Genomic DNA, 24,941 nt, shown 5'->3' with positions numbered 1-24,941 from the left:
CTTATTGAAGACGGCGCAGAACGCTTCCAGCGCAGGGTCGGTGGCCATGCGGGGCTCTCCGTATCTGTGCAAGGGAGGAATCAAACGGTCTTCAGGGACTTGAAGGCATCCAGGGCGCGCTGCCGCGCGGCCTTGTGGTCGACGATGGGGAGCGGATACCCCAGGTGCTGACGTACGGCATGGGGTGGGTCATGTCGCTGGCGGGCGGAAATCTTGGACAGTTCCGGTACGAATTCGGCGATGAAGGCCCCTTCCGGGTCGAAGCGCTGCGCCTGGGTGGTGGGGTTGAAGATCCGGAAGTAGGGAGCGGCATCGGTGCCGGTGGAGGCTGCCCACTGCCAGCCGCCGTTGTTGGCGCCGAACTCGCCGTCCACCAGATGACGCAGGAAGAAGGCCTCGCCGCGGCGCCAGTCGATGAGCAGGTGCTTGGCCAGGAACATGGCGCTGATCATGCGCAGGCGGTTGTGCATCCAGCCGGTTCGGGTGAGCTGGCGCATGGCGGCGTCGACGATGGGGTAGCCGGTGCGCCCCTGGCACCAGGCGGCGAAGCCGGCCTCGTCGTTGCGCCAGGCGAGCTGCTCGGTGTGGGGCTGGAAGGCGCGGTGGCGGCACACCCGCGGGAAGCCGACCGCCACGTGCTGGTAGAACTCCCGCCACACCAGCTCGTTTACCCAGGCGGAGAGGCCGGCATTGCCCTCGGCCAGCGCGCCGTGGTTCTCGGCGAGCACGGCCTGCAGGCACTGGCGGTGGGAGAGCATGCCCAGCGCCAGGTAGGGCGAGAGCTCGCTGGTGCCGCAAATGCAGGGAAAGTCGCGCTGGCGGGCGTAGTGGCGGATGCGAAAGCGCAGGAAGCGTGCCAGGCAGTCGGCGGCCGCTTCTTCGCCGGCGGGCCAGCGGCTGGCGGCCACCGGGGTGTCCTCGAGCGCGGGCTGCGCGGGGAGCGGGTCGGCGGCGAGAGAGAGCGGCGCCTGGGGGGCGGGGGTGTCGCGCAGCGCCAGACGCTCGGCGCTCAGCTGGCGATGCCAGGCCTTGGCGAACGGCGTGAACACCCCGTAGAAGTCGCCCTTGCCGGTGAGCAGCTCGCCGGGGGCGAAGGCCACGGCGTCGTGATGGCCGGTGGCCGCGAGGCCCGCCTGGGCGAAGGCGGCTTCCACGGCGGCGTCGCGACGCTGCTCGTCGAGCGGGTATTCGCGATTGAAGTGCAGCTCGCCCACGCCGTGTTCGCGGGCCAGGGCTAGCAGTGCTGCGGGGGCGTGGCGAAAGTCGTCGATGTCGCGATGCAGCAGGGGGATGTTGAGGCCGGCCAGCGCCTCGCCCAGGGCTGCCACGCCGCGCTGCCAGAAGTCGAGCTTGTTGGCGCCGTGGCCGTGGCGGCGCCACTGGGCCGTGGCGCGCAGGAACACGGCGATCACCGGTCCGCGGCGCGCCGCGGCGGCCAGGGCGGTGTTGTCATGGATGCGCAGGTCGCTGCGAAACCAGGCCAGCACGGGCGGCATCGGGGGGCTCCGGTGGCGTTGCGGGTCAGCCGTCGCGCAGCAGCGGGCGCAGCCGCGCCACGGCCTGGGGCAGGTCGTCGCCGAGCAGCGCCACCCCGCTGTCGCTGAGCTCCGATTCGCGAATGCGCGCCACCGGCCCGCACAGCGCCAGGGGCACCTCGAGCTGCTCGGCGAGGCGTGGCAGCTGGCGACGGATCAGGTCGGCGCGTTCGGCACGTCCGCTGGCGAGCAGCAGGGCGCTGGCCTTGAGGCGCTCCACGGCAAGCGGCAGCTCGGCAAAGGGCAACGGGCCATCGAAGAGCTGCACGCGGTAGCCGGCGTCGCTGGCCGCCAGGGCGGCGAGCAGCAGCCACAGCGGGCCGGGGTCCTCGGGCAACGGGGTGACCAGCAAGGTAGGGCCGAGCGAAACCTGGTTGGCGTGGTAGAGGCGCGTGCCGATGCGAGTGCGCAGGAAGGCCTCCAGGCTCAGGCGCTGCAGGTGCGCCCCCAACTGATCGTCCCAGTGCTCCTCCAGCTCGCGCACCGCCGGCTGCCACAGCTCGGCGAGGCAGGTGCTCACCGGGTAGAGGGCCAGGCTCTGGTTGAACAGCGTCTCCAGCCGCCCCAGGTCGAGGGTCTCCACGGCGGCGGTGAGCTGGCGCCGCTGGCTCTGCCAGTCGTCGGAGGCGGGCTCGGGGGCGCTGGCGGCTTCCGGCTGGTCGAGCAGGTCCTTGACCTGGCTCACCGGCACGCCGCGATTGAGCCACTGCAGGATGCGCTCGACGCGCTCGATGTCCTCGCGGGCGTAGAGGCGATGCCCCTTGGGCGTACGCTGGGGGCGGATCAGGCCGTAACGACGCTCCCAGGCCCGCAGGGTAACCGAGTTGACTCCCGTGAGACGGGACACTTCGCGAATGGGGTAGAGCGGCGTGTCGGCCGGATGGGAGCTCGTGTCGGTCATGGCGGGGGTTGCCTCTTGCTTGCGCGAATGCGGCCCGGCGGAACGCCTCGAGCCCTGTGCCGCATAATATTGTACACCAATCATGCGATGTACAACCGCTGTGAGTCAGTCACGGGGCGCCTCCCCAGCCTGTTCGGCGATCACCGCCGCCAGGGCCTCGGCGAGACGCTGGAAGAGCGCCTGCCCGTTGGGGGCGGGGGAGCCGTGGGCCGGCAGGATCAGGCAGTAGGACATGGGCATTTCCGAGTGCGGATCAGTGTCATCGGCTGCCGGCCAGGACCGTGCCGAGATGGTGGCCCGACAGCCAGGCATCCTCGACCCGCGGGCCACGCCAGCCGTCGCCACACAGCGCCAGGCCGTTCGTCGAGCGCCGGTAGTCGCGGTTGACGGGTTCGCCGCGGGCAAACACATCGGGTTGCGCGAAGCGCCAGCGGTGCGCCCCCGTCTCGCGAGGGATCGGCCGGGGCGTGCCCTCGGGCAGGCTGGCGCAGAAGGCGTCGAGCAGCTGCTCGGCCACCCAGTCGGCGGGGGCCTCCAGCTGTTCCTCGCTCCAGGCGAGCCGCGCCAGCAGGGTCAGGCTCTCGCCCTGGCGGGCGCGCCCGGGCTTGTGGTCGTTCCGGGCGACGAAGCGCAGCGGCCCGGTGGCCACCGTGGCGGCTTGCCACTCCTCGGCCACGTCGGGCAACAGCGGCAGCGGACCGTCGAAGCGTGCCCAGGCCATCCAGCAGGGGCGCTGGATGACCTCGCGGCACGCCTGGGCCAGGGCGGCGTCGTGGGGCTCGACCAGCACCAGGGCCTGGGGCGAGGGTGCGGTGATCACCACCCGGTCGAAGGGGCCGTGGTCGAGGCCGTCCGGGTCGCTCAGCCACCAGCCATCGGGTGCGGCGGCGAGGCGCGTCACCCGGGTCTCGGTCACCAGTGACAGCTCGCGGGCCAGGTGGCGGGTCACGGCGCTCATGCGCGGCACCCCCCGCATAGCGAGCCCGGTCGTTGTGCTGGGGCCGCCAGGTGGTGCCCTCCACCCGGTAGCCGCGGGTCGGCCAGGAGGCGACCAGGCCGGCCGTCGCCCAGTCGGCGACTTCGCGGCCAAAGGTGTCATCCCTTACGCTGAAGTACTGAGCCCCCAGGTCGACGACGGCCTGGTCGAGGCGCCGACTGGCCATGCGGCCGCCCGGGCCGCGGGCCTTCTCGAACAGGGTGACCGGGCAGTCGGCGTCCTGCAGCGCGCGGGCGCAGGCGAGCCCGGCGATGCCGGCGCCGATGATGGCGGTGGTGGGGCGAACGGCAGCTGTCATGGCGGTCTCGCACCGGTTGGCTGATGCCCCTAGACTAGCAGAGATGTATAACAGCTGTATAACATGTCGACACCATGGGAGGGAATCGCAATGCGCGTGCTGATCACGGGAGGCAGTGGTTTCGTCGGCCAGCGGCTGTGCCAGCGGCTCGCCAAGGACGGGCACCGCGTGCAGGTGGTGTCTCGCGACCCCGAGGCGGTGCGGTCGCGCCTGCCGACGGGCGCCGACATCCGCCGCTCGGTGCTGGATTTCATCGACTCACCGCCGCAAGCTATTGTCAACCTGGCCGGCGAGTCCATCGCCGCCAAGCGCTGGAGCGACGACCAGAAGAAGCGCCTGATCGACTCGCGGGTCAACGTCACCCGCGACCTGGTGATCCTCTGCGAGCAGCTGGCGCAGAGCGGTGCTGGGGCGCCGCGGGTGATGGTCTCGGGGTCGGCCATGGGCTACTACGGCGACCAGGGGGATCGGGAGGTGACCGAAGAGACGGCGCCCCATGACGAGTTCGCCCATCGGCTGTGCAAGCGTTGGGAGGACACCGCCAAGGAGGCGGCGGAGCACGGCACCCGGGTGGCGCTGCTGCGCATCGGCCTGGTGCTGGATCAGGGCGGCGGCAGCCTGAAGAAGATGCTGCCGCCCTTCAAACTGGGGCTGGGCGGGCGCTTCGGCAGCGGGCGGCAGTACATGCCCTGGGTCCACCGCGAGGACCTGGTGCGGGCGATTCGCTTCCTGCTCGAGCGCGACGACCTCGACGGCCCCTTCAACGGCAGCGCTCCGCACCCGGTCACCAACGCCGAGTTCACCCGCGCCCTGGCCCGGCAACTCAAGCGACCGGCGTTTTTCCCGGTGCCCGCCATCCTGCTAGAGACCGCCTTCGGCGAGATGTCACGGCTGCTGCTCACCGGCGCCGACATGCGCCCGGCGCGGCTGCTCGAAGCGGGCTTCACGTTCCGCTTCGAGACCCTGGAGGCGGCCCTGGCCGATATCCTCGGCTGAACCGTTTTGTACCGAGGGCGTCAGCGCGTCTCCTCTCCCACGGTCACGATCACCCGCACCGCATCCAGGCGCAGGCGGGTGCCCTCGATTGCCGCGTCCAGGGCGGCGCGCTCGTCGCGCAGCGCGTCGAGTTCGTCGTCGCGCACCGCAGGGTTGCGACGCGCCAGCGCCACCAGGCGGGCGAGTTCGCCGTCCAGCGACTCGCGCATGCACGCCTGGGCAGCCTCGACGATGGAGGGCAGCTCGCGCTGCGCCTCGCCCTCGCCGCGGTCGAGCAGCTCGCGCAGCGCGTCCAGGCGGCTGCGGATCAGGTCGCGAGCCATGGCCTTCTTGATCTTCTGCACGTTCTTGGCAAGCCCGGTGAAGGAGATCTTGTCGGTGAGGTTGGTGCCCGACTCGTCGAGCAGCACGCGTACCGCGGTGGGCGGCAGGAAGCGGTTGAGGTGCAGCCGTCTGGGCGCCGGGCAGTGGGTGCGGTAGATCAGCTCGACCATCACGCGGCCGGCGGGCAGCGCCGGGTGCTTGAGCAGCGCCAGCGCGGTGTTGCCCATGGTGCCGTCGAGGATGCGCCCCATCATCTCGCGCAGCAGCGGGTGCTCCCAGGAGAGCCGCTGCACATCGTCCCGGGAGAGCGCGCGCAGCCGCGAGAAGGTGGCCGAGAAGCCCTCCTCGCCCTTCGCGAGCCCCGGCAGGCCGTCGAGCATCTGCGGGCCGGGCTGCAGGTGGAGCAGTCCGCCCCCCAGTTCCTGGCTGTCGACGCCGAAGATGTCCAGCGCGCGCTCCAGGTAGCGGGGCAGGGCGCGGTCCTCGTCCAGCTCCTGGATCGCCTCGCTCACCGCCTCGGCACGATCACCGCGGCAGGCGTTGAGCTCCAGCAGCCGGTTGCGCCCGGCGTCGCGCTCGGCCAGGCGGCTCTCGAACAGCGTCCGGGTCTCGGCGACCACCTCGTCCAGCCTCTCGTCGTCGAGCAGGGCGTCGGCCAGAGCGTCGCCGAAGGCCGCAAAGAGCTCGCTGCCCAGACCGTGGGGCGCGCGGAAGGCGTCCATGCCGTCGCGGTACCAGCGCAGCAGCCGCGCGCCGGGGCTGGCCGCGAAGACCGGCACGTGGATCTCGATGGGATGGCGCTGGCCGATGCGGTCGAGCCGGCCGATGCGCTGCTCCAGCTGGTCAGGGTGCAGCGGCAGGTCGAACATCACCAGGTGGCGGCAGAACTGGAAGTTGCGCCCCTCGGAGCCGATCTCCGAGCACACCAGCACCTGGCTGCCGTCCTCCTCGTCGGCGAAGGCGGCCGCGGCGCGGTCGCGCTCCACCAGGGACATCCCCTCGTGGAACACTGGGGCGTGGTAGCCGCCCAGCACCCGCAGGGCCTCGGCCAGCCCCTGGGCGGTCTCGCGGTGGTGGGCGATCACCAGCACCTTGCCGCCGGCCAGGCCGTCCTCTCCGTCGTCGGCCAGGCGCTCCAGCAGCCAGGTCACGCGCGGGTCGATCTGCCACCAGGGCTCGCCGTTCAGGGGGTCGTCGGCGAGCGCCCGGTACATGGCGTCCAGATGGACCAGCACCTCGGGGTGGTCGAGCCCGGTCTCGATCAGCAGCTCGTCGAGGTAGTCCTCGTCGCGGGCCAGCTTGCGCAGCACGCGGCGGTAGGCCGCGGGGGGCTCCAGTTCGGCGACGTGTAGGTGGCGCTCGGGGAAGCCGCCCACGTGGCGGCGGCTGTTGCGGAACATCACCCGGCCGGTGCCGTGGCGGTCGAGCAGCGACTCGCGCAGTTGGTCGCGAGCGGCCGCCTGCTGGGCGTCGCTGCCCTCGGGGCTGGCCAGGGTGTCGAGCAGCGCCCGGCTGTCGGGTTCGTCAGACACCGCGGCGACCCGCGCGCGGTCCGCCTCCTCGCCGGGGATGCGCTCCAGGGCGTCGATCGCCTCGGCGACCTCCACGTAGTGCGCCTCCTCCTCGCGAAAGGCGGCCAGGCTGTGGTAGCGGTCGGGGTCGAGCAGACGCAGGCGGGCGAAGTGGCTCTCCAGCCCCATCTGTTCCGGGGTGGCGGTGAGCAGCAGCACGCCCTCGCTCTCGGCGGCCAGGCGCTCCACGCAGGCGTAGCCGGGCCCCACCTGCTGCTCGCTCCACGCCAGGTGGTGGGCCTCGTCGACGATCAGCAGATCCCAGTCGCTGGCCTCCGCCTGGCTCTGGCGGTGGGGGTTGGCGAACAGCCACTCCTGGCTGGCCAGTACCAGCTGGCCGGCCTCGAAGGGGTTGGCATCGCCGTGGGCCTCGCTCTGCTGCTCGTCGAGCAGGGTCACCCGGAGCGAGAAGCGACGCAGCAGTTCCACCAGCCACTGATGGGTCAGGCTCGCGGGGACCAGGATCAGCGCACGCTCGGCGCGGCCGGTGAGCAGCAGCCGATGCAGGATGAGCCCTGCCTCGATGGTCTTGCCCAGCCCCACCTCGTCGGCGAGCAGCACGCGCGGGGCGCGACGGCGGGCGACCTCGTCGGCGATGTAGAGCTGATGGGGAATCAGGTCGATGCGCGGCCCGGCCAGCCCCAGGGCGGGGTTCTGCTCCACGCGATGGTGGTGGTGCAGGGTGCGAAAGCGCAGGTCGAACCAGTCGTTGCGATCCACCTGGCCGGTAAGCAGGCGGTCGCGCGCCTGGTCGAACTGCATGGTGTCAGCGAGCTTCGCCTCGGGCAGCTCGGTGAGCTCGCCCCGCTCGTCCTCGCCGATGTAGACGATCAGGCCGTTGATCTCCTTGGTGTCGTCGACGGTGAGGGTCCAGCCCTCGGCAGCCTGGATACGGTCGCCGCTGCCGAACACCACCCGGGTCAGTGGCGCCTGACGGCTGCTGTAGGTTCGGGTTTCCTGGCTGGCGCCGAAGAGGACGGTGACGCTGCGGGCATCGCTGTTCAGGATGGTGCCCAGGCCGAGTTCGGCCTCGCCGTCGCTGATCCAGCGCTGGCCGGGGAAGAAGTCGCTCATGCTGCCTCGGAGGATGCGGTAGTAACGGTGCGCGCGCCGCCATTGTGGGACCGGCGGGCGGGCATGGGGCGGGGGATTCTAACGCAAAGGCCGGCGCGGCTTAAGGGCGGGGTGGCGCCTTTTCGACCGGCCGCCGGTGCCGCGTGCCGCGAGCCTGGGCTCCGCTCTCGCGTCGGTTCAGTGATCGTCCAGCCAGGTATCGAGCTGGGCACGGGTCAGCTCGCCCACATGGCGCTCGACGAGGCGCCCCTCGGCGTCGAACAGCAGGGTGGTGGGCAGCCCCGGCGACTCGCTGAGCACCATCAGCTCCTGGCGCGGGTCGAGCAGCGGATAACGGAAGCTGAGCTCCTGGTCGTCTAGGTAGCGCGCCACCTGGAGCAGCTCCTCGCCTTGGTTGGCCACCACCACGGTGACGTTGTCGCGCCGGTCGGCCTCGGCGAGCAGGGGCAGCTCGCGCAGGCAGGGCGGGCACCAGGTGGCCCAGAGGTTGAGCACCAGCGGCTCGCCGGCCAGCGACGACAGCTCGACGGTCTCGCCCTCGAGGTTCTCCAGGGCGAGTTCGGGCAGCTCGCGTAGGCCGCCGTCGCCGCCCAGCGGGGCCAGGGTGACCAGCACCAGCCAGAGCACCGAGGCGCCCAGCGTCAGCGCCATGGCGCCGATCAGGCGCAGCAGGTGGTCGCGCAGGGCCCAGGCGGTCCAGATCAGGGCGGCGAGCAGCCCCCAGAGGCCGTGGTAGCCGGGCTGCCACAGCTTGAGGACATCCAGGGGGGCGGCGGCGTAGGCGTCCAGGTTGAGGCCCACGTGGCCCAGTCGCGCGCCCACCAGCCAGGCCAGCAGCAGGCCGTTGAACCAGCGTGCCCGGGCGCCCGGCGAGAGGCCCAGCAGCAGCCAGGCGGCGGCGAGCAGCAGGACCGCGCAGCCCAGGGCATAGAGGCGCGGCACGGAAATCAGCACGGGGCCGAGGGCGATGGCGTCCATGGAGGGGCTCCGTCATGGGTCGGCGCGGGCGGCGGGACCGGGTAGAATCACGGACTTGCGTCACGATGTCCGGCCAAGCCTACTGTGCGTTGCCCGACGTGTCACCCGCCAGGAGTCCCCATGGCCAAGCAAGCCTTCGATACCCTGCGCGCCCTGGCCATCGCCAGCCAGGCGCTCGGCTTCATCCTCATCATTACCCTGGAAACGCTGATGGGCGACGCCGCGCGGCCCTGGCAGGGCTGGACGCTGGCGACCATGGTGCTGTGTGCGCTGGTCATCGCCGTGGTGCGCCTCTATCGGCGGAATCGGGCACGCAAGGCCCTGGATCGGCGCCTGGCCGACGCCCAAGCCGATGATGACGACGACGACCCTGCCTGACGGCCGGCGCGCCCGGCGGCGCTGGCGCGGGTGGCTGCTGGCGCTGCTGGTGCTGGCCGGCTGCGCGGCCCCGGTACCCCGCGAGCATGCCTCCGCGCTCACCCCGCTTGAGGCCGGCGACACCTGGCTGGGGCAGTGGGCCGCGCTGAACGCGGTCGGCCATCCGGGTGAGAGCGGTGTCGCCCTGCTGGCCAGCGGCCAGGATGCCTTTCGCCTGCGCGCCCTGCTCGCTGACCAGGCCGAGCGCGCGCTGGATATCCAGACCTACGCCATGGGCGACGACCTCACCACCCGCCTGCTGCTGCAGCGCCTGCTGGGGGCCGCCGAGGGCGGCGTGCGGGTGCGGCTGCTGCTCGACGACCTCGATGCCGCCGGCCAGGGCGAGCGGCTGGCGGCGCTGGACAGCCACCCGCGCATCCAGGTGCGGGTCTACAATGCCCTGGCGGTGGGGCGCTCCTCGCTGGCCCTGCGGGTGCTCGCCTCGCTGCCCCAGGCGAGCCGCCAGCATCGACGCATGCACAACAAGCTGTGGCTCGCCGACGGGGCCGTGGCCATCGTCGGCGGGCGCAACCTGGGCGACGAATACTACAGCGCCGGCGCGCCGCGCAATTTCACCGACCTCGACCTGATGGCCATCGGCGCGGTGGTGCCGTCGCTGGCGCGCAGCTTCGATCTCTACTGGAACCATGGCCTGGCCCAGCCCCTGGCGCGCTTCCACCAGGCCTCGCCCTCGGCCTGGCGGGCGCTGGCCGAGGGCCTGGCGGCGTGGCGCGAGGCCGATGCGCCCTACCTGGCGGCGCTGCGTCGCCAGTCTGAGCGCGGCCAGCGCACCGCTCCGGTGGAGCGACTGCACTGGGGCGAAGCCGTGGCGCTGTGGGACCCGCCCGGCAAGCTGGCCTGGCCGGGACGGCCCCCGCTGGCGCGGACCCTGGCGGGAGCGCTGCTCGCCCAGGCGCCCACGCCGGCGATGCGCCTGACGCTGATCTTCGCCTACTTCGTGCCCGGCAAGGGCGGTACCGAGTGGCTCGCTGCCCTGGCCGAGGCGGGAGTCGAGGTCGCGGTGATCACCAACGCCCTGGAGGCGACCGACGTGCCTCTCGTCCACGGCGCCTACCAGCGCCATCGCCCGGTGCTCATCGACCGCGGCGTGGCCCTGCACGAGCTGAAGAGCACCTCGGCCACCCTCGGCGAGCGCGACGCCGGCCTGGGGGCGTCCGCCTCGGCGCTGCACATCAAGGCGCTGGCCATCGACGGGGAGTGGCTGTTCGTGGGCTCGGCCAATGCCGACCCGCGCTCGGTATGGTGGAATAGCGAGATCGGCCTGCTGGTACGCAGTGACAGCCTGGTGGGCGCTTTCCGCGCCCTGGTCGACCGCGGCACCCATCCCGCGCTGAGCTATCGGGTGGCGATGAGCCCGGCCGGACGCCTCACCTGGGAGACCCGGGTGGCGGGAGTGCCGCAACGGCTCGAGCAGGAGCCGGGCAGCCGCTGGCGGCACTTCCTGGCCTGGCTGGGACGGATGCTGCCCCTGGCGCCCTGGCTGTAGACCGGCAAGGAGGGAGGGGATGAGCGAGGTGCAGGAGGATGAGGATAAGGCGAAGCGGGCGCGTCGCGCGCGCTGGCAACGGGCCTGGCTGGCGGTGGGGCTGTTCGCCGGCCCGCTGCTGGCCCTGCTGCTGGCTGTCCTGCCGGCCCCGGAGGGCGTGCCGCCGGCCGCCTGGCAGGTGGTGGCACTGACCGCCTGGATGGCGATCTGGTGGGTGGCCGAGCCGGTGCCCCTCGCGGTGACTGCCCTGCTGCCCCTGGTGATCCTGCCGCTGCTGGGTACCGCGCCCATCGCTGCGGTGGCCGCCCCCTATGCCAACCCGCTGATCTTTCTCTTTCTGGGAGGCTTCCTGCTCGCCGAGGCGATCCAGCGCTGGAACCTGCACCGGCGTATCGCCATGCTGGTTCTGCGGCTGTGCGGGCATCGCCCCCATCAGCTGGTGGGCGGTTTCATGCTGGCCACGGCTGCGCTCAGCATGTGGGTGAGCAACACCGCCACGGCGGCGCTGATGGTGCCCATCGGGCTCTCCGTGCTGGGTCTGCTGGAGCGGCGAGGCGGCGTGGGGGCGAGCCGCCACATGGCGCTGACCCTTCTGCTGGGCATTGCCCTGGCCGCCAACATCGGCGGCATGGGCACCCTGATCGGCACGCCGCCCAATGCCCTGCTGGCGGGCTTCATGGCCGACAGCTACGCCATCGAGATCAGCTTCGCCCGCTGGATGCTGTTTGCCGTGCCGCCGGCACTGGCGTTGCTGGCACTGGCCTGGTGGCTGCTCACGCGTGTCGTCTACCCGCTGCCGCGCGAGCCCCTGCCCGGGGTAGCGGCGCTGCTCGAGGAGCAGGCCGCCGACCTGGGCCGCATGACACCCCCCGAGCGTCGCGTGGCGCTGATCTTCGCCCTGGTGGCGCTGGCCTGGGTGACGCGGCCGCTGCTACAGGGCTGGATGCCCGGCCTCGAGCTCAGCGACGCCGGCATTGCGGTGATGGGGGCCGTGCTGCTGTTCGCGGTGCCGGCGCGCTGGCGCGAGCGCCAGTTCCTGCTCGACTGGGAGAGCGCTCGCCAATTGCCTTGGGGGGTGCTGGTGCTGGTGGGCGGCGGGCTCAGCCTGGGCAGCGCCATCGAGGGCAGTGGCCTGGCGGCGGCGGTGGCCGAGGGACTCGGCGCCTTCGGCGACTGGCCGACCTGGGGGCTGGTCGCCCTGGTGGCAACGGTGGTGATGCTGATGAGCCACGTGACCAGCAACACCGCCACGGCGGCGGCCATCCTGCCGTTGACCGCCTCGCTGACGGTGAGCCTGGGGGCGAGTCCGCTGCTGCTCTCGGTGCCGGTGGCCATGGCCGCGAGCTGCGCCTTCATGCTGCCGGTGGCCACCCCGCCCAACGCCGTGGTGTTCGCCAGCGGCAAGCTCAAGGTGATCGACATGGTGCGGGCCGGGGCGCTGGTGAGTCTCGCCGGGGTGCTGATCATCACCCTGGTGGTCTTCGCCCTGGCCATGCCGGTACTGGGCTTCGGCTGGGCGGTGTGAGCCGGAAAGCAGTGGCGCCGACTCAGGTTTGCTGGTCGGCCACCACGGCGGCGTTGCGGCCGCCGCGCTTGGCGCGGTAGAGGGCGTCGTCGGTGCGCGCGAGCATGCGCTCGAGATCGTCGCCGGGCTGGTATTCGGTGATGCCCAGGCTGATGGTGATGGCCAGGCCCTGGAAGCGCGACGCCGCCACCTGGTGGCGCAGCCGCTCGGCGAAGGTGGCGGCGCCCTTGAGCGGGGTGTCGAGCAGCAGGATGGCAAACTCCTCGCCGCCCCAGCGGGCCAGCAGGTCGGTGCTGCGCAGCCCCTCGCTGGCGCGCTCTGCCAGGCGTTGGAGAATGGCGTCGCCGGTGTCGTGCCCGTAGGAGTCGTTGACCGACTTGAAGTGGTCGATGTCGAACAGCAGCAGCGAAAAGGTGGCATCACCCTGTTCGGCCTGGCGGATGGCCTGGCGAATCGCCTTGTCGAAGGCGCGGCGGTTGTGGGTGCCGGTGAGGTGGTCGCGCGTGGCCTGGCGCTCCAGCTCGCTCTCCATCTGCTTGCGCTCGGCGATGCTGTGGAAGACGGCGATGAAGTGGCGGATCTCGCCGGCTGCGTCGCGAACGGCGGTGATGGACTGCCACAGCGGGTAGATGTCGCCGTACTTGTTGCGGTTCCAGATCTCGCCCTGCCAGTGTCCCGTCGCCAGGACCGCCTCCCACAGCCGCGCGTAGAAGGCACGATCGTGCACGCCCGACTTGAACAGGCGCGGCGTCTGGCCGATCACCTCTTCGGCACGGTAGCCGGTGATGTCCGTGAACGCCTGGTTGACTTTCTCGATGCGCATCTCCGGGTCGGTGATCAGCGTCGCCTGGCCCGTCTCGAAGACGCTGGCCAGCACCTTGAGTTCGTCTTCCTGGCGTTTGCGCTCGGTGATGTCCTCCTTCACCGCGATGAAGTTGACGATGCGGCCGCGGTCGTCGCGCACCGGGGTGATGACCTCGGACTCCCAGTACAGCTCGCCGTTCTTCTTGCGATTCTGCAACTCGCCCTTCCACACCCGGCCGCTGCGCAGGGTCTGCCACATGTCGCGGTAGACGTGCTCCGGCGTCATGCCCGACTGGATCATCGCCGGGGTCTTGCCGATGAGCTCCTCGCGCGTGAAGCCGGTGACGTCGAGAAAACGCTGGTTGACGTACTCGATGCGGGCGTCGGTGTCGGTGATGGCGGTGGCGGCCGGGCTCTGCTCCACCGCGATATGGAGCTGGTAGAACTTCTCGCGCAGGGTGTCGATATCGACGCCGGCCCAGACCTCGCGAGGGGACCGGATGCGCTGAGTGTAATGGCTTGGAGCGGTATCGAGCCCGTCGGACGTCACGAGCACTCTCCTTGTTCTACAACAAGGGTCTCGGGGGATGCGTCTGAAAACAGAAACCCTTGGTGCTGAGGCGATGGTCGACGCAGCATACCGCCTTTTCGGGAGAGGATCACCCGAGTTGCCCAAAGGTAGGGGGTGTGGCAGGAGGCGCCGGCAACTCATGGATGCACGAAAAAGGCCCTGCGTGATACGCAGGGCCTTAGGATCCGGTGGTCGGAGTAGCAGGATTCGAACCTACGACCTCTGCCTCCCGAAGGCAGCGCTCTACCAAGCTGAGCTATACTCCGTGATCGCTTGCCAGGATCGTTGCCGGCAACGCGTTGCGTACTATACCTGAATCATTGCGTGGTGCAAGCCCCCGCGAGGCGTCGTGGCGGTCACGCCTGGCGGTCGACGGCGAGGCGAGCGAGTTCGGCCATGCTGTCGCGGTAGCGGCTGGGGGGCAGGGCGTCGAGTTGGGCGAGGGCGCGGTCGGCCATCTCGACGGCGCGGTCGCGGGTGTAGTCCAGGGCGCCTGTGTCGCGGACGATGGCGAGCACGGCGTCGAGATGGTCGAGGCCGCCCTGGCGAATGGCGTGCCGTACCAGGTCACGCTGCTCGGAGGTGCCGGCGGCCATGGCCTGTATCAGCGGCAGGGTGGGCTTGCCCTCGGCGAGGTCGTCGCCGACGTTCTTGCCCATTGCCTGGGCGTCGCCCTGGTAGTCGAGCAGGTCGTCGACGAGTTGGAAGGCCAGGCCCAGGTAGCGGCCGTAGTGCTGCAGGGCGCTCTCCTGCTCGGGGGAGGCGCCGGCGAGGATGGCGCCGCTGTGGGAGGCCGCCTCGAAGAGCATGGCGGTCTTGCCCTGGATGGTCTCGAAGTAGGCGGCCTCGTCGGTGTCGGGGTTGCCGACGTTGGTAAGCTGCTGCACTTCGCCTTCGGCGATCACGCAGGTGGCGGCCGACAGCACGTCCATGATGCGTATCGACCCCACGGCCACCATCATCTGGAAGGAGCGCGAGTAGAGAAAATCGCCGACCAGCACCGAGGGGGCGTTGCCCCAGGCGTCGTTGGCGGTGGCCTTGCCGCGGCGCAGGTGGGATTCGTCCACCACGTCGTCGTGCAGCAGCGTCGAGGTATGCATGAACTCGATCAGGGTGGCCAGTTCGATGTGCTTGTCGCCGCGGTAGTCCAGCGCTCGGGCGGCGAGCAGCACCAGCAGGGGGCGCAGGCGCTTGCCGCCGCTGGCGATGATGTACTGGCCGATGGTTTCCACCAGCGGTACGCGGGAAGCCAGCTGCGCCATGATGGTGCGGTTGACCGCCGCGAAGTCGTCGGCGACCGCGGCGTGCAGCGACGCGGCGTCTGTCGGTGAGGCGGGTGTGGTGGAGGCGTTGGCGGGCATGGGTCGGTATCGTTGCGCGAGTGGGGCCGGCGCAGGGCGCCGCAGGCCTTGGGTTGCCGGCCATGCTATGGGCCCCCCGCAGGGGCGTCAAGCACGCGCGGGCGGCGGGTTGTGTGGCATGGCGCCGGCCGTTATAATTCGCGCCCCACTCATCATGCTCCCTGTCAGATGGCTGCCGAAAGGGGCGCCACTCGCAGCAGGCCGATGAAGAGCCAACCCCGATGAGTCCTGGAGAGAGAAGCATGTACGCAGTTATCAAGAGCGGTGGCAAGCAGTACCGCGTTCAAGAAGGTCAGACCCTCAAACTCGAGAAGATCGAGCTGCCGACTGGCGAGAGCCTCGATTTCGACGAGGTGCTGCTGGTGGCCGACGGCGACGACGTCAAGGTCGGTGCGCCGCTGGTCGAGGGTGCCAAGGTTTCCGCCGAGGTCGTCTCCCACGGCCGTGGCGAGAAAGTGCGCATCATCAAGTTCCGTCGCCGCAAGCACCACATGAAGCGTCAGGGCCACCGTCAGTGGTTCACTGAAGTCAAGATCACCGGGATCTCCGCCTAAGCGGTCCGTTCCCCCTGAACCAGCGAGGTATTTGCAATGGCTCACAAGAAGGCAGCGGGCTCTACCCGTAACGGTCGCGACAGCGAATCCAAGCGCCTTGGCGTCAAGCTGTTCGGCGGCCAGACCGTGACCGCCGGCAACATCATCGTTCGCCAGCGTGGCACCAAGTTCCATGCCGGTACCGGCGTGGGCCTGGGACGTGATCACACCCTGTTCGCTCTGAACGACGGCGTGATCAAGTTCGAGACCAAGGGTCCGAAGAACCGCAAGTTCGTCAGCGTCGTCTCTGCCTGAGACGCCTGGCGCTTGCCGCAGGAAGGCCCCGCTCAGGCGGGGCCTTCTTGTATCATGACGGCAGGTGCCGTCCGGAGAGAGAACCGATGCAGTTCGTCGACGAAGCCTCGATCATCGTCGCCGCCGGCAAGGGCGGCAACGGCTGCCTGAGTTTCCGCCGCGAGAAATACGTGCCCAAGGGCGGTCCCGACGGTGGCGACGGCGGCCATGGCGGCAGCGTCTACCTGGTGGGCGACGACTCCCTCAATACGCTGATCGATTTCAAGTACCAGCGCTTCTACGGCGCCGAGAACGGGCGTCCCGGCCAGGGGCGCCAGATGAGCGGCCGAGCCGGCAGCGACCTCGTGGTCAAGGTGCCGGTGGGTACCACGGTGATCGACGAGGAGACCCTGGAGGTGATCGCCGACATCACCGAGATCGGCCAGCAGGTGCTGGTGGCCCAGGGCGGGCGTCGGGGGCTGGGCAACATCCACTTCAAGTCGTCGACCAATCGCGCGCCACGCAAGACCACGCCGGGCACGGAAGGCGAGCGGCGCAACCTGCGCCTGGAGATGAAGGTGATGGCCGACGTGGGCCTGCTGGGGATGCCCAACGCCGGCAAGTCGACGCTGATCCGCGCGGTCTCTGCCGCCAAGCCCAAGGTGGCCAACTATCCTTTCACCACGCTGGTGCCCAACCTGGGCGTGGTGAAGCTCGGCACCCACGAGCACTTCGTCATGGCCGACGTGCCGGGGCTGATCGAGGGCGCCTCCGAAGGCGCCGGTCTGGGGCTGCGTTTTCTCAAGCACCTGACACGCACCCGACTGCTGCTCCACGTGGTGGACGTGGCGCCCTTCGACGAGTCCGACCCGGTGGAGGCGGCGCGGGCCATCGCCCGCGAGCTAGAGCAGTTCTCGCCCGCTCTCGCCGAGCGGCCACGCTGGCTGGTGCTCAACAAGCTCGATCTGCTGCCGGAAACCGACCGCGAGACAGTGGCCGAGGCGATCGTGCGCGACCTGGATTGGCAGGGGCCGGTCTTCCGCATCTCCGCCATCGCCAGCGAGGGCACGGAGGCCCTGGTGCAGGCGGTCTACCGCTGGCTCACCGAGCAGCGCCGTCTCGAGCACGAAGACGAGACCGTCGCCGAGCACGAGCGCGAGATGCGCGCCCGCATGGAAGCCGAGGCCGTGGCCCGCGCCGAGGCGCGCCTGGGGCGCAAGCGCAAGCCGCGTGATGAAGATGACGACGACGATTTCGATGATGACGACTACGACGTCGAGGTCGAGTATGTGGAGTAGGAGCGCATGAGATGACGCTCGAAGAGCAGGGGCGGGGCCGCGACGCCTTGCGTAACGCCCGCCGGGTGGTGGTGAAGATCGGCAGCGCGCTGCTGACCAACGACGGCCGCGGCCTCGACGAGGCGGCCATCGGCGGCTGGGTGGATCAGATCGCCGCGCTGCACCGGCGCGGGGTGGAAGTGGTGCTGGTCTCCTCCGGCGCCGTGGCTGCGGGCATGGTGCGCCTGGGCTGGCAGGCGCGCCCCTCGGCGGTCTACGAACTCCAGGCCGCCGCCGCCGTGGGGCAGAACGGCCTCACCCAGTGCTACGAGCACCACTTCGCGCGGCACGACCTGCTCACCGCCCAGGTGCTGCTCACCCACGACGACCTCTCCAACCGCAAGCGCTACCTCAACGCCCGCTCGGCGCTGCGCACCCTGGTCGACCTGCGGGTGGTGCCGGTGGTCAACGAGAACGACACCGTGGTCACCGACGAGATCCGCTTCGGCGACAACGACACCCTGGGCGCGCTGGTCGCCAACCTGCTGGAGGCCGATGCCCTGGTCATCCTCACCGACCAGGAGGGGCTCTTCGACGCCGACCCGCGCCATCACCCCGAAGCGCAGCTGATCCACGAAGGGCGCGCCGACGATCCCTCCTTCGCGGCGGTGGCCGGGGGCAGCGGCACCCTGGGGCGCGGCGGCATGGCCACCAAGGTGCGCGCGGCGCGCCTGGCCGCGCGCTCCGGCGCCTTCACGGCGATCGCCAGTGGGCGTCAGCTCGAGGTGCTGACCCGGCTGGTCGACGGCGAGCGGCTTGGCACCCTGCTCAGTCCCGACCAGGCACCTATGGCGGCGCGCAAGCGCTGGCTGGCCGGCCAGCTGCAGGTACGCGGCAGCCTGACCCTGGACGCCGGCGCGGTGAAGGTGTTGCGCGACCGGGGGTCGAGCCTGCTTGCGGTGGGGGTGAAGGCCGTGTCGGGCAGCTTCGTGCGCGGCGACATGGTGCTGTGCGTCGACGAGCACGGCGAGCGGGTGGCCAAGGGGCTGGTCAACTACGGCGCCGAGGACGCCCGCCAGATCATGGGGCGGCCGAGCCACCAGATCGAGGCGATCCTCGGCTTCATGGAGGCACCGGAGCTGATCCATCGCGACAACCTGGTCGTGTTGTGAATGGCGTCCTGGCCGTCGCTGGCATGACGCGGCAGGGTTGTGATAGGATGCGCCATCCTCTCAGACACGGCCCGTAGCGATCGCTTCGCAGCAGGCGGTCGGCCAGATGGCCAAGCCGGCGGGGATTTTCGCATTTTCCTGTCGGATCAAACGGTTAAATATGTGCCGCGCGGTGTCGGCGGCAACAACTTTCTCCAAGGAGACAGTCAGTGGCAAACAGCAAGCAAGCCCGCAAGCGCGCCCGTCAGGCCGAGGGCCGTCGTGTCCTGAAGGCGAGCCAGCGCAGCACGGTGCGTACCTACGTCAAGAGCGTGATCAAGGCCATCAACGGCGGCGACCACGCCCAGGCCATGGACGCCTTCAAGAAGGCGCAGCCGATCATCGATCGCATCGCCGACAAGGACGTGATCTCCAAGAAGAAGGCTGCTCGCCTGAAGAGCCGCCTCAACGCGCGCATCAAGGCACTCGCGGCGTAAGCCGGTGAGGCGCCAGAAAAAACCGGCTGCGGCCGGTTTTTTTGTGCCTGCCCGCCTGACGTAATCCCTGCCGAGGAAGATCGTGACGGACCGCCAATCGCCCGTTTCGCCACCGGACCCCGAGACGCCGCCCCTGCCCGCGGGCGATGACGAGCGCGCCGTGGCCCCCAAGGCCGGCGGGCTGGTGCGCTCGGGCCTGGTGGTCAGCGCCATGACCATGCTTTCGCGGGTCATGGGGCTGGTGCGCGACGTGGTCATCGCCGCGCTGCTCGGGGCGGGCAATGGCGCGGACGCCTTCTTCGTCGCCTTCAAGATTCCCAATTTCCTGCGTCGCCTGTTTGCCGAGGGGGCCTTCAACCAGGCCTTCGTGCCGGTACTCTCCGAGGTGGCTACCCGCGGCAGCAAGCGCGAGGTCCGCGAGTTGCTCGATGCGGTGGCCGGCAGCCTCGCGGCGGTGCTCGCCCTGATCACTGCGGTGGCCATGCTTGCCGCCCCCTGGCTGGTATGGCTCTTCGCCCCCGGCTTCGGTCGCGACCCGGCGAAGCTTGCGCTCACTGCCGACATGCTGCGCCTCACCTTCCCCTACCTGCTGCTGATCTCGCTCACCGCCTTCGCCGGCAGCGTGCTCAACACCTGGAACCGCTTCGCGGTGCCGGCCTTCACCCCCGTGCTGCTCAACCTGGCGCTGATCGGTTCGGCGCTGTTGCTCACGCCGCTGTTCGCCGAGCCCGCCATGGCGCTGGCCTGGGGCGTGCTGATCGCCGGGCTTGCCCAGCTCGCCTTTCAGGTGCCCTTCCTGGCGCGCCTGGGTCTGCTGCCTCGGCCCTGGCCCGATTTCGCCCACGCCGGGGTGCGGCGCATCCTCCGGCTCATGGCCCCGGCGCTGTTCGGGGTCTCGGTGTCGCAGATCAACCTGCTTCTCGACACCGTGCTCGCTTCGCTGCTGGCGGCGGGCAGCGTCTCCTGGCTCTACTATTCCGACCGCCTGGTGGAGCTGCCGCTGGGGGTGTTCGGCATCGCCATCGGCACGGTGATCCTGCCGGCGCTCTCCAAACGCCACGCCGAACAGTCCCGGGAGCACTTCAGCGCCATGCTCGACTGGGCGATCCGCGCCGTGCTCCTGCTCGGCCTGCCGGCGGCGCTGGCACTGGTCGTGCTCGCCGAGCCGTTGCTGATCAGCCTGTTCCACTACGGCGCCATGACCGAGCACGACATCGCCATGGCGGCGATGAGCCTGCGTGCCTATGCCGTCGGCCTGGTTGCCTTCATGCTGATCAAGGTGCTGGCGCCCGGCTTCTTCGCCCGCCAGGACACCAAGACCCCGGTGAAGGTGGGCATCATCGCCATGGTCGCCAACATGGTCTTCAACCTGATTCTCATATGGCCGTTGGCCCACGCCGGCCTGGCGCTGGCCACGGCACTTTCGGCCTTCCTGAACGCCGGCCTGCTGGGCTGGCTGCTGCGTCGCGAAGGCGTGCTGGTCTTTCAGCCCGGCTGGAAGCGCTATGCGGTGCAGCTGCTGGGGGGCTGCGCGGTGATGGTGGCGGGGCTGGCGTGGCTTGCGCCCGACTGGCCGGCATGGCTCGGCTGGTCTGTGTGGACGCGCGCGGCCTGGCTGGCAGCGCTGGTGGCGCTGGGCGCCGGGCTCTATTTCGCCTGGCTGGCCGCCACCGGGGTGCGCCTGCGCCACTTTCGCATGAAGGGCTAGTTCGCAGGGCTAGTTCTCATGAAGGGCAGGGCGCAGGAACCGCTGACGTGAGCCCAGACCCCAAGACCAAGCCGACGCGGCTGTCAAGGGGCCTGCGGTCCGTTATAATCGACGACCTTACACCGTCCGGGTGGTGACCCATGCAAGTGATTCGAGGACTGCACAACCTGCGCGAGGCGCATCGTGGCTGCGTGGCCACCATCGGCAACTTCGATGGGGTGCACCGCGGCCATCGTGCGATCCTCGAGCAGTGTCGCGAGCAGGCCTCGCGGCTCGGCCTGCCGGTGACGGTGGTGGTCTTTGAGCCGCAGCCCCGCGAGTTCTTCGCGGGCGACCAGGCGCCGCCGCGGCTGACCCGGCTGCGCGAGAAGGTGCGCCTGCTCGGGGAGTGCGGCGTGGAGTACGTGCTCTGCCTGCCTTTCAACGACGCGCTGCGAAGCCTTACCGCCGAGGCTTTCATCGATCGCGTGCTGATCGAGGGCCTGGGGGTTCGCCACCTGGTGGTGGGCGACGATTTCCGCTTCGGCTGCGACCGGCGCGGCGACTTCCACCTGCTGACGGCAGTGGGCGAGGCGCAGGGTTTCGGCGTCGAGCACACCCGCACCTTCACCCTCGACGACGAGCGGGTCTCCAGCACCCGGGTGCGCACCCTGCTGGCCAGCGGCAACTTCGCCCAGGCGGCGCGCATGCTGGGCCGCCCCTACCGGCTCTCCGGCCGGGTGGTGGCCGACCAGAAGCTGGGGCGCACCATTGGGGTGCCCACCGCCAACCTGCCGCTGCTGCCCCTGCCGCTGGCGCTGCGCGGCGTCTACGCCGTGATGGTCGAGCTGCCCGACGGCGCCCGGCGCCCCGGCGTGGCCAATATCGGCTGGCGGCCCACGGTGGGCAGCCAGCGGCCGGTGCTCGAGGTGCACCTGTTCGATTTCGACGGCGAGCTCTACGGCGAGCGGCTGGCGGTTACGCCCTGCGCCAAGCTGCGCGGCGAGGTGAAGTTCGACGACTTCGCGGCGCTGAAGCGCCAGATTGCCGCCGACCAGCGCCGCGCGCGCGGCTACTTTAGCCAACCCCTCGCCGCGGGCGCTCTTGCCGAGCCTCCACCGGGCGCGGGCGACGACACCCTTTTCCTGGCATCGGCGCCGCTGGCGCGCGAGGCCGTGACTTCCGACTCCTCGGCGGACCTGCCCGCCGACCACGACGACGGCTGATCCCCGGATATGAGCGACTACAAGCACACGCTGAACCTGCCCGAAACCGACTTCCCCATGCGCGGCATGCTGCCCAAGCGTGAACCCGAGCGGCTGGTGCAGTGGGACAAGCTCGACCTCTACCACCGCCTGCGCGAGGAACGCCGCGGTCGCGAGCTCTTCGTGCTGCACGACGGCCCTCCCTACGCCAACGGCAGCATCCACATCGGTCACGCCGTCAACAAGATCCTCAAGGACATCATCGTCAAGTCGAAGAACCTGGCCGGCTTCGACGCCCCCTACGTGCCCGGCTGGGACTGCCACGGCCTGCCCATCGAGCACAAGGTGGAGACCACCCACGGCAAGCACCTCGCGCCCGAGCAGGCCCGCGCGCTGTGCCGCGACTACGCCGCTGAGCAGATCGAGGCGCAGCTCACCGACTTCGTGCGGCTGGGCGTGGTGGGCGACTGGGGGCAGCCCTACCGCTCCATGGACTACGCCAACGAGGCCGGCGAGATCCGCGCCCTGGCCGACATGGTCGAAGCCGGCTACGTCTTCAAGGGGCTCAAGCCGGTCAACTGGTGCTTCGACTGCGGCTCGGCGCTGGCCGAGGCCGAGGTGGAGTACCAGGACAAGCAGTCCGACGCCATCGACGTGGCCTTCCCGGTGGAGGACGCCGACAAGCTGGCGGCCGCCTTCGGCCTCGCCGAACTGCCGGGGCCCGCGGCCATCGTCATCTGGACCACCACGCCCTGGACGGTGCCCGCCAACCAGGCGCTCAACGTCCACCCCGAGTTCACCTACGCCTTGGTGGAGGCCGGCGGTCGCCTGCTGCTGCTGGCCGAGGAACTGGTGGAGAGCTGCCTCGAGCGCTTCGGCCTCGAGGGCGAGATCATCGCCACCGCCACCGGCGAGCGGCTCGACGGCATCCGCTTCCGCCACCCCTTCTACGATCGCCTGTCGCCGGTGTATCTGGCCGACTACGTCGAGGTCGAGGTGGGCAGCACCGGCATCGTCCACTCCGCGCCCTCCTACGGCGTCGACGACTTCGTCACCTGCCGTGCCCACGGCATGGACTTCAGCGAGATGCTCAACCCCGTGCAGGGCGACGGCGTCTACGCCGACGACCTGCCGTTCTTCGGCGGCCAGCTGATCTGGAAGGCCAACCCGCAGATCGTCGCCAAGCTCGAGGAGGTGGGCGCGCTGCTCGCTCACAAGCGCATCACCCACAGCTACATGCACTGCTGGCGCCACAAGACCCCGGTGATCTACCGCGCCACCGCCCAGTGGTTCGTGGGCATGGACGTGAAAGGCAAGGACGGCAAGACCCTGCGCGAGCGCGCGCTCGCCGGCATCGAGGCCACGCAGTTCACCCCGGCCTGGGGCCAGGCGCGCCTGCACAGCATGATCGCCAACCGCCCCGACTGGTGCATCTCGCGCCAGCGCAACTGGGGCGTGCCGATTCCCTTCTTCCTGCACAAGGCCACCGGCGAGCTGCATCCGCGCACCGTCGAGCTGATGGAGGAGGCCGCCCAGCGCGTCGAGGCCGAGGGCATCGACGCCTGGTTCCGTCTCGAGCCCGCCGAACTGTTGGGTGAAGAGGCCGCCGACTACGACAAGGTCACCGACACCCTGGACGTCTGGTTCGACTCCGGCACCACCCACCGCCACGTGCTGCGCGGCTCGCACCCGCACGGTCACGAGAGCGGCCCGCGCGCCGATCTCTACCTGGAGGGCTCCGACCAGCACCGCGGCTGGTTCCACTCCTCGCTGCTCACCGGCTGCGCCATCGACGGCCATCCGCCGTACCGCGGGCTGCTCACCCACGGCTTCACCGTGGACGCCCATGGCCGCAAGATGTCCAAGTCCATGGGCAATGTGGTGGCGCCCCAGGAGGTGATGGACAAGCTCGGCGCCGATATCCTGCGCCTGTGGGTCGCCTCTACCGATTACGCCGGTGAGATGGCGGTCTCCGACGAGATTCTGAAGCGCACCGCCGACGTCTACCGGCGCATCCGCAACACCGCGCGCTTCCTGCTCGCCAACCTCCACGGCTTCGACCCCGCGCGCGACGCCGTGGCCTTCGACGACATGCTGGCGCTGGACCAGTGGGTGGTCGACCGCGCTGCCCAGCTGCAGGCGCGCATCGAAACGGCCTATGCGGAGTACCGCTTCCTCGACGTCTACCAGCAGGTGCACGGCTTCTGCGCCCGCGAGCTCGGTGGCTTCTACCTCGACGTGATCAAGGACCGCCAGTACACCACCCAGCGCGACTCCGTGGCGCGGCGCAGCGCCCAGACCGCGCTCTACCACGTGGTGGAGGCGCTGGCCCGCTGGGTGGCGCCGATCCTCTCGTTCACCGCCGAGGAGATCTATCAGCACATCCCGGGCGAGCGCAGCGACAGCGTGCTGCTCGAGGAGTACTACTCGGGCCTGGCGACGCTTGCCGCCGACGCCGAGATGGGCCGCGACTTCTGGGAGCAGGTGCTCGAGGTCAAGCAGGCGGTCAACAAGCGCCTGGAAGAGGCCCGCAATGCCAAGGTGATCAAGGGCAGCCTGGCGGCCGAGGTCACCCTCTACGTCGACGACGCCCTGCGTGCCACGCTCGCCAAGCTTGGCGACGAGCTGCGCTTCGTGATGCTGACCAGCGACGTGACCTTGGCGCCGCTCTCCGACGGCACGGCCGCCGAGGCTACCGAGCTCGAGGGGCTCAAGGTGAGCGTGGCGGCCAGCGCCCACACCAAGTGCGAGCGCTGCTGGCACCACCGCGCCGACGTGGGCACCCACCCCGGCCATGAGGACCTGTGCGGGCGCTGCGTGAGCAACCTGCCCGACGGCCCTGGTGAGACGCGCCACCATGCCTGAAGGCCAACAAGCGGTGCCGCCCATGCACTGCCCGTTGCGCTGGCTGTGGCTGGCCGCGGCGGTGCTGGTGCTCGACCTTGCCACCAAATACGCCGCCACGGCCTGGCTGACATACGCCCGGCCGGTGGAAGTGCTGCCCTTCTTCAACCTGACGCTGCTGCACAACACCGGCGCGGCCTTCAGCTTTCTGGCCGATCATCCCGGCTGGCAGCGCTGGTTCTTCGCCACCATTGCCGTGGGCGCCAGCATCGGGCTGACGATCTGGATGCGCCGGCTCAAGGCCGACGAGAAGCTGCTCGGCGCCTCGCTGGCGGCGATCATCGGCGGGGCGCTGGGCAACCTCTACGACCGCCTGGTGCACGGCTACGTGGTGGACTTCCTCTCCTTCCACGTCGCCGGCTGGTACTACCCGGCCTTCAACGTGGCGGACATCGGCATCACCCTGGGCGCCGCGGGCCTGATCTGGGAGGCGGTGTTCGGCGAGAAGCGCCGCGCCAGCAAGCGATAAGAGAATTATCCTTTACTGGCCGTTGGCCACCCGTGGGAGGCCGGCTCTGCCGGGCGAATGGCGCC

21 protein-coding genes, 1 tRNA gene and 1 pseudogene are annotated in these 24,941 nt (G+C 70.1%); 13 read left to right on the top strand and 10 right to left on the bottom strand.

Annotated features, from left to right (window positions below; all coding sequences use genetic code 11):
• Positions 1-80 precede the first annotated feature (80 nt).
• The 5 genes and pseudogenes from phrB to FEF15_RS19385 form a co-directional block, all read right to left on the bottom strand.
• Positions 81-1,496, bottom strand: coding sequence for a deoxyribodipyrimidine photo-lyase (gene phrB, locus FEF15_RS06545; RefSeq protein ID WP_163558340.1), 1,416 nt, complete (start codon positions 1,494-1,496; stop codon positions 81-83).
• Between the two features lie 25 nt (positions 1,497-1,521).
• The gene (locus FEF15_RS06540) at positions 1,522-2,436 is read right to left on the bottom strand and encodes a MerR family transcriptional regulator (protein WP_163558339.1); all 915 of its coding nucleotides are present in this window, start codon (positions 2,434-2,436) and stop codon (positions 1,522-1,524) included.
• A gap of 105 nt (positions 2,437-2,541) precedes the next feature.
• Positions 2,542-2,670, bottom strand: a complete 129-nt coding sequence (locus FEF15_RS19610; RefSeq protein WP_276208200.1) for a hypothetical protein — start codon at positions 2,668-2,670, stop codon at positions 2,542-2,544.
• Positions 2,671-2,695: 25 nt separating this feature from the next.
• On the bottom strand, positions 2,696-3,394 hold the full coding sequence (locus FEF15_RS06535) for a hypothetical protein (RefSeq protein WP_240454093.1): 699 nt from the start codon (positions 3,392-3,394) through the stop codon (positions 2,696-2,698).
• 175 nt (positions 3,395-3,569) lie between these two features.
• Positions 3,570-3,731 (bottom strand): annotated as a pseudogene (locus tag FEF15_RS19385) (FAD-dependent oxidoreductase); the annotation flags it as partial.
• Between the two features lie 90 nt (positions 3,732-3,821).
• Between FEF15_RS19385 and FEF15_RS06530 the strand changes: the two are divergent.
• Positions 3,822-4,727 (top strand): TIGR01777 family oxidoreductase, encoded by a 906-nt coding sequence (locus tag FEF15_RS06530; RefSeq protein WP_163558338.1) that lies wholly within the window; start codon positions 3,822-3,824, stop codon positions 4,725-4,727.
• A 20-nt stretch (positions 4,728-4,747) separates the two neighbouring features.
• Here the strand turns inward: FEF15_RS06530 and rapA are convergent, their stop codons facing one another.
• Together rapA and FEF15_RS06520 are read right to left on the bottom strand one after the other, a co-directional pair.
• Positions 4,748-7,696, bottom strand: a complete 2,949-nt coding sequence (rapA, locus tag FEF15_RS06525; RefSeq protein ID WP_163558337.1) for an RNA polymerase-associated protein RapA — start codon at positions 7,694-7,696, stop codon at positions 4,748-4,750.
• 177 nt (positions 7,697-7,873) lie between these two features.
• Positions 7,874-8,674 carry a TlpA disulfide reductase family protein gene (locus tag FEF15_RS06520; RefSeq protein WP_163558336.1) on the bottom strand — a complete coding sequence of 267 codons (801 nt, stop codon included), beginning with the start codon at positions 8,672-8,674 and terminating at the stop codon, positions 7,874-7,876.
• Positions 8,675-8,794: 120 nt separating this feature from the next.
• Between FEF15_RS06520 and FEF15_RS06515 the strand changes: the two genes are divergently transcribed.
• Genes FEF15_RS06515 through FEF15_RS06505 form a run of 3 tightly spaced genes read left to right on the top strand, consistent with a single transcriptional unit; the run spans position 8,795 to position 12,123 of the window.
• Positions 8,795-9,052 carry a hypothetical protein gene (locus FEF15_RS06515; protein ID WP_163558335.1) on the top strand — a complete coding sequence of 86 codons (258 nt, stop codon included), beginning with the start codon at positions 8,795-8,797 and terminating at the stop codon, positions 9,050-9,052.
• Positions 9,027-10,598 carry a phospholipase D family protein gene (locus FEF15_RS06510; RefSeq protein WP_240454092.1) on the top strand — a complete coding sequence of 524 codons (1,572 nt, stop codon included), beginning with the start codon at positions 9,027-9,029 and terminating at the stop codon, positions 10,596-10,598. Before FEF15_RS06515 ends, FEF15_RS06510 begins: the two co-directional genes overlap by 26 nt.
• 19 nt (positions 10,599-10,617) lie before the next feature.
• Positions 10,618-12,123, top strand: coding sequence for an SLC13 family permease (locus FEF15_RS06505; RefSeq protein ID WP_163558334.1), 1,506 nt, complete (start codon positions 10,618-10,620; stop codon positions 12,121-12,123).
• Between the two features lie 22 nt (positions 12,124-12,145).
• Here the strand turns inward: FEF15_RS06505 and FEF15_RS06500 are convergent, their stop codons facing one another.
• The 3 genes from FEF15_RS06500 to ispB form a co-directional block, all read right to left on the bottom strand.
• Positions 12,146-13,477, bottom strand: a complete 1,332-nt coding sequence (locus FEF15_RS06500; protein ID WP_240454091.1) for a diguanylate cyclase — start codon at positions 13,475-13,477, stop codon at positions 12,146-12,148.
• Positions 13,478-13,687: 210 nt separating this feature from the next.
• Positions 13,688-13,764, bottom strand: a tRNA-Pro gene (locus FEF15_RS06495).
• A 90-nt stretch (positions 13,765-13,854) separates the two neighbouring features.
• Complete coding sequence (gene ispB / locus FEF15_RS06490) at positions 13,855-14,859, bottom strand: octaprenyl diphosphate synthase (RefSeq protein WP_163558332.1); 1,005 nt, start codon at positions 14,857-14,859, stop codon at positions 13,855-13,857.
• Between the two features lie 242 nt (positions 14,860-15,101).
• Between ispB and rplU the strand changes: the two genes are divergently transcribed.
• The 9 genes from rplU to lspA all read left to right on the top strand — a co-directional run bounded on the left by rplU (position 15,102) and on the right by lspA (position 24,876).
• Positions 15,102-15,413 carry a 50S ribosomal protein L21 gene (rplU, locus tag FEF15_RS06485; RefSeq protein ID WP_163558331.1) on the top strand — a complete coding sequence of 104 codons (312 nt, stop codon included), beginning with the start codon at positions 15,102-15,104 and terminating at the stop codon, positions 15,411-15,413.
• 36 nt (positions 15,414-15,449) lie between these two features.
• On the top strand, positions 15,450-15,707 hold the full coding sequence (rpmA, locus tag FEF15_RS06480; protein WP_089688443.1) for a 50S ribosomal protein L27: 258 nt from the start codon (positions 15,450-15,452) through the stop codon (positions 15,705-15,707).
• A gap of 86 nt (positions 15,708-15,793) precedes the next feature.
• Positions 15,794-16,984 (top strand): Obg family GTPase CgtA, encoded by a 1,191-nt coding sequence (gene cgtA / locus FEF15_RS06475; RefSeq protein WP_163558330.1) that lies wholly within the window; start codon positions 15,794-15,796, stop codon positions 16,982-16,984.
• 11 nt (positions 16,985-16,995) lie between these two features.
• On the top strand, positions 16,996-18,135 hold the full coding sequence (gene proB, locus FEF15_RS06470; RefSeq protein WP_163558329.1) for a glutamate 5-kinase: 1,140 nt from the start codon (positions 16,996-16,998) through the stop codon (positions 18,133-18,135).
• Between the two features lie 209 nt (positions 18,136-18,344).
• Entirely contained in the window at positions 18,345-18,611 is a 267-nt protein-coding gene (gene rpsT / locus FEF15_RS06465; protein ID WP_163558328.1) for a 30S ribosomal protein S20, read from the top strand.
• Between the two features lie 133 nt (positions 18,612-18,744).
• Complete coding sequence (gene murJ / locus FEF15_RS06460; protein ID WP_276208202.1) at positions 18,745-20,319, top strand: murein biosynthesis integral membrane protein MurJ; 1,575 nt, start codon at positions 18,745-18,747, stop codon at positions 20,317-20,319.
• A 140-nt stretch (positions 20,320-20,459) separates the two neighbouring features.
• Complete coding sequence (ribF, locus tag FEF15_RS06455) at positions 20,460-21,524, top strand: bifunctional riboflavin kinase/FAD synthetase (protein WP_163558327.1); 1,065 nt, start codon at positions 20,460-20,462, stop codon at positions 21,522-21,524.
• Between the two features lie 9 nt (positions 21,525-21,533).
• Positions 21,534-24,368 carry an isoleucine--tRNA ligase gene (ileS, locus tag FEF15_RS06450; protein ID WP_163558326.1) on the top strand — a complete coding sequence of 945 codons (2,835 nt, stop codon included), beginning with the start codon at positions 21,534-21,536 and terminating at the stop codon, positions 24,366-24,368.
• Positions 24,361-24,876, top strand: a complete 516-nt coding sequence (gene lspA / locus FEF15_RS06445) for a signal peptidase II (RefSeq protein ID WP_240454090.1) — start codon at positions 24,361-24,363, stop codon at positions 24,874-24,876. The genes ileS and lspA overlap by 8 nt, the downstream gene beginning before the upstream one ends.
• Positions 24,877-24,941: the final 65 nt, after the last annotated feature.

Origin of the sequence: Halomonas sp. NO4, assembly GCF_010994375.1 — a bacterium.
In the GTDB taxonomy this organism is placed as follows: Bacteria; Pseudomonadota; Gammaproteobacteria; order Pseudomonadales; family Halomonadaceae; genus Halomonas.
Note: the sequence above shows the minus strand (reverse complement) of the source record. Positions and strands in the feature narration are given on the sequence as shown.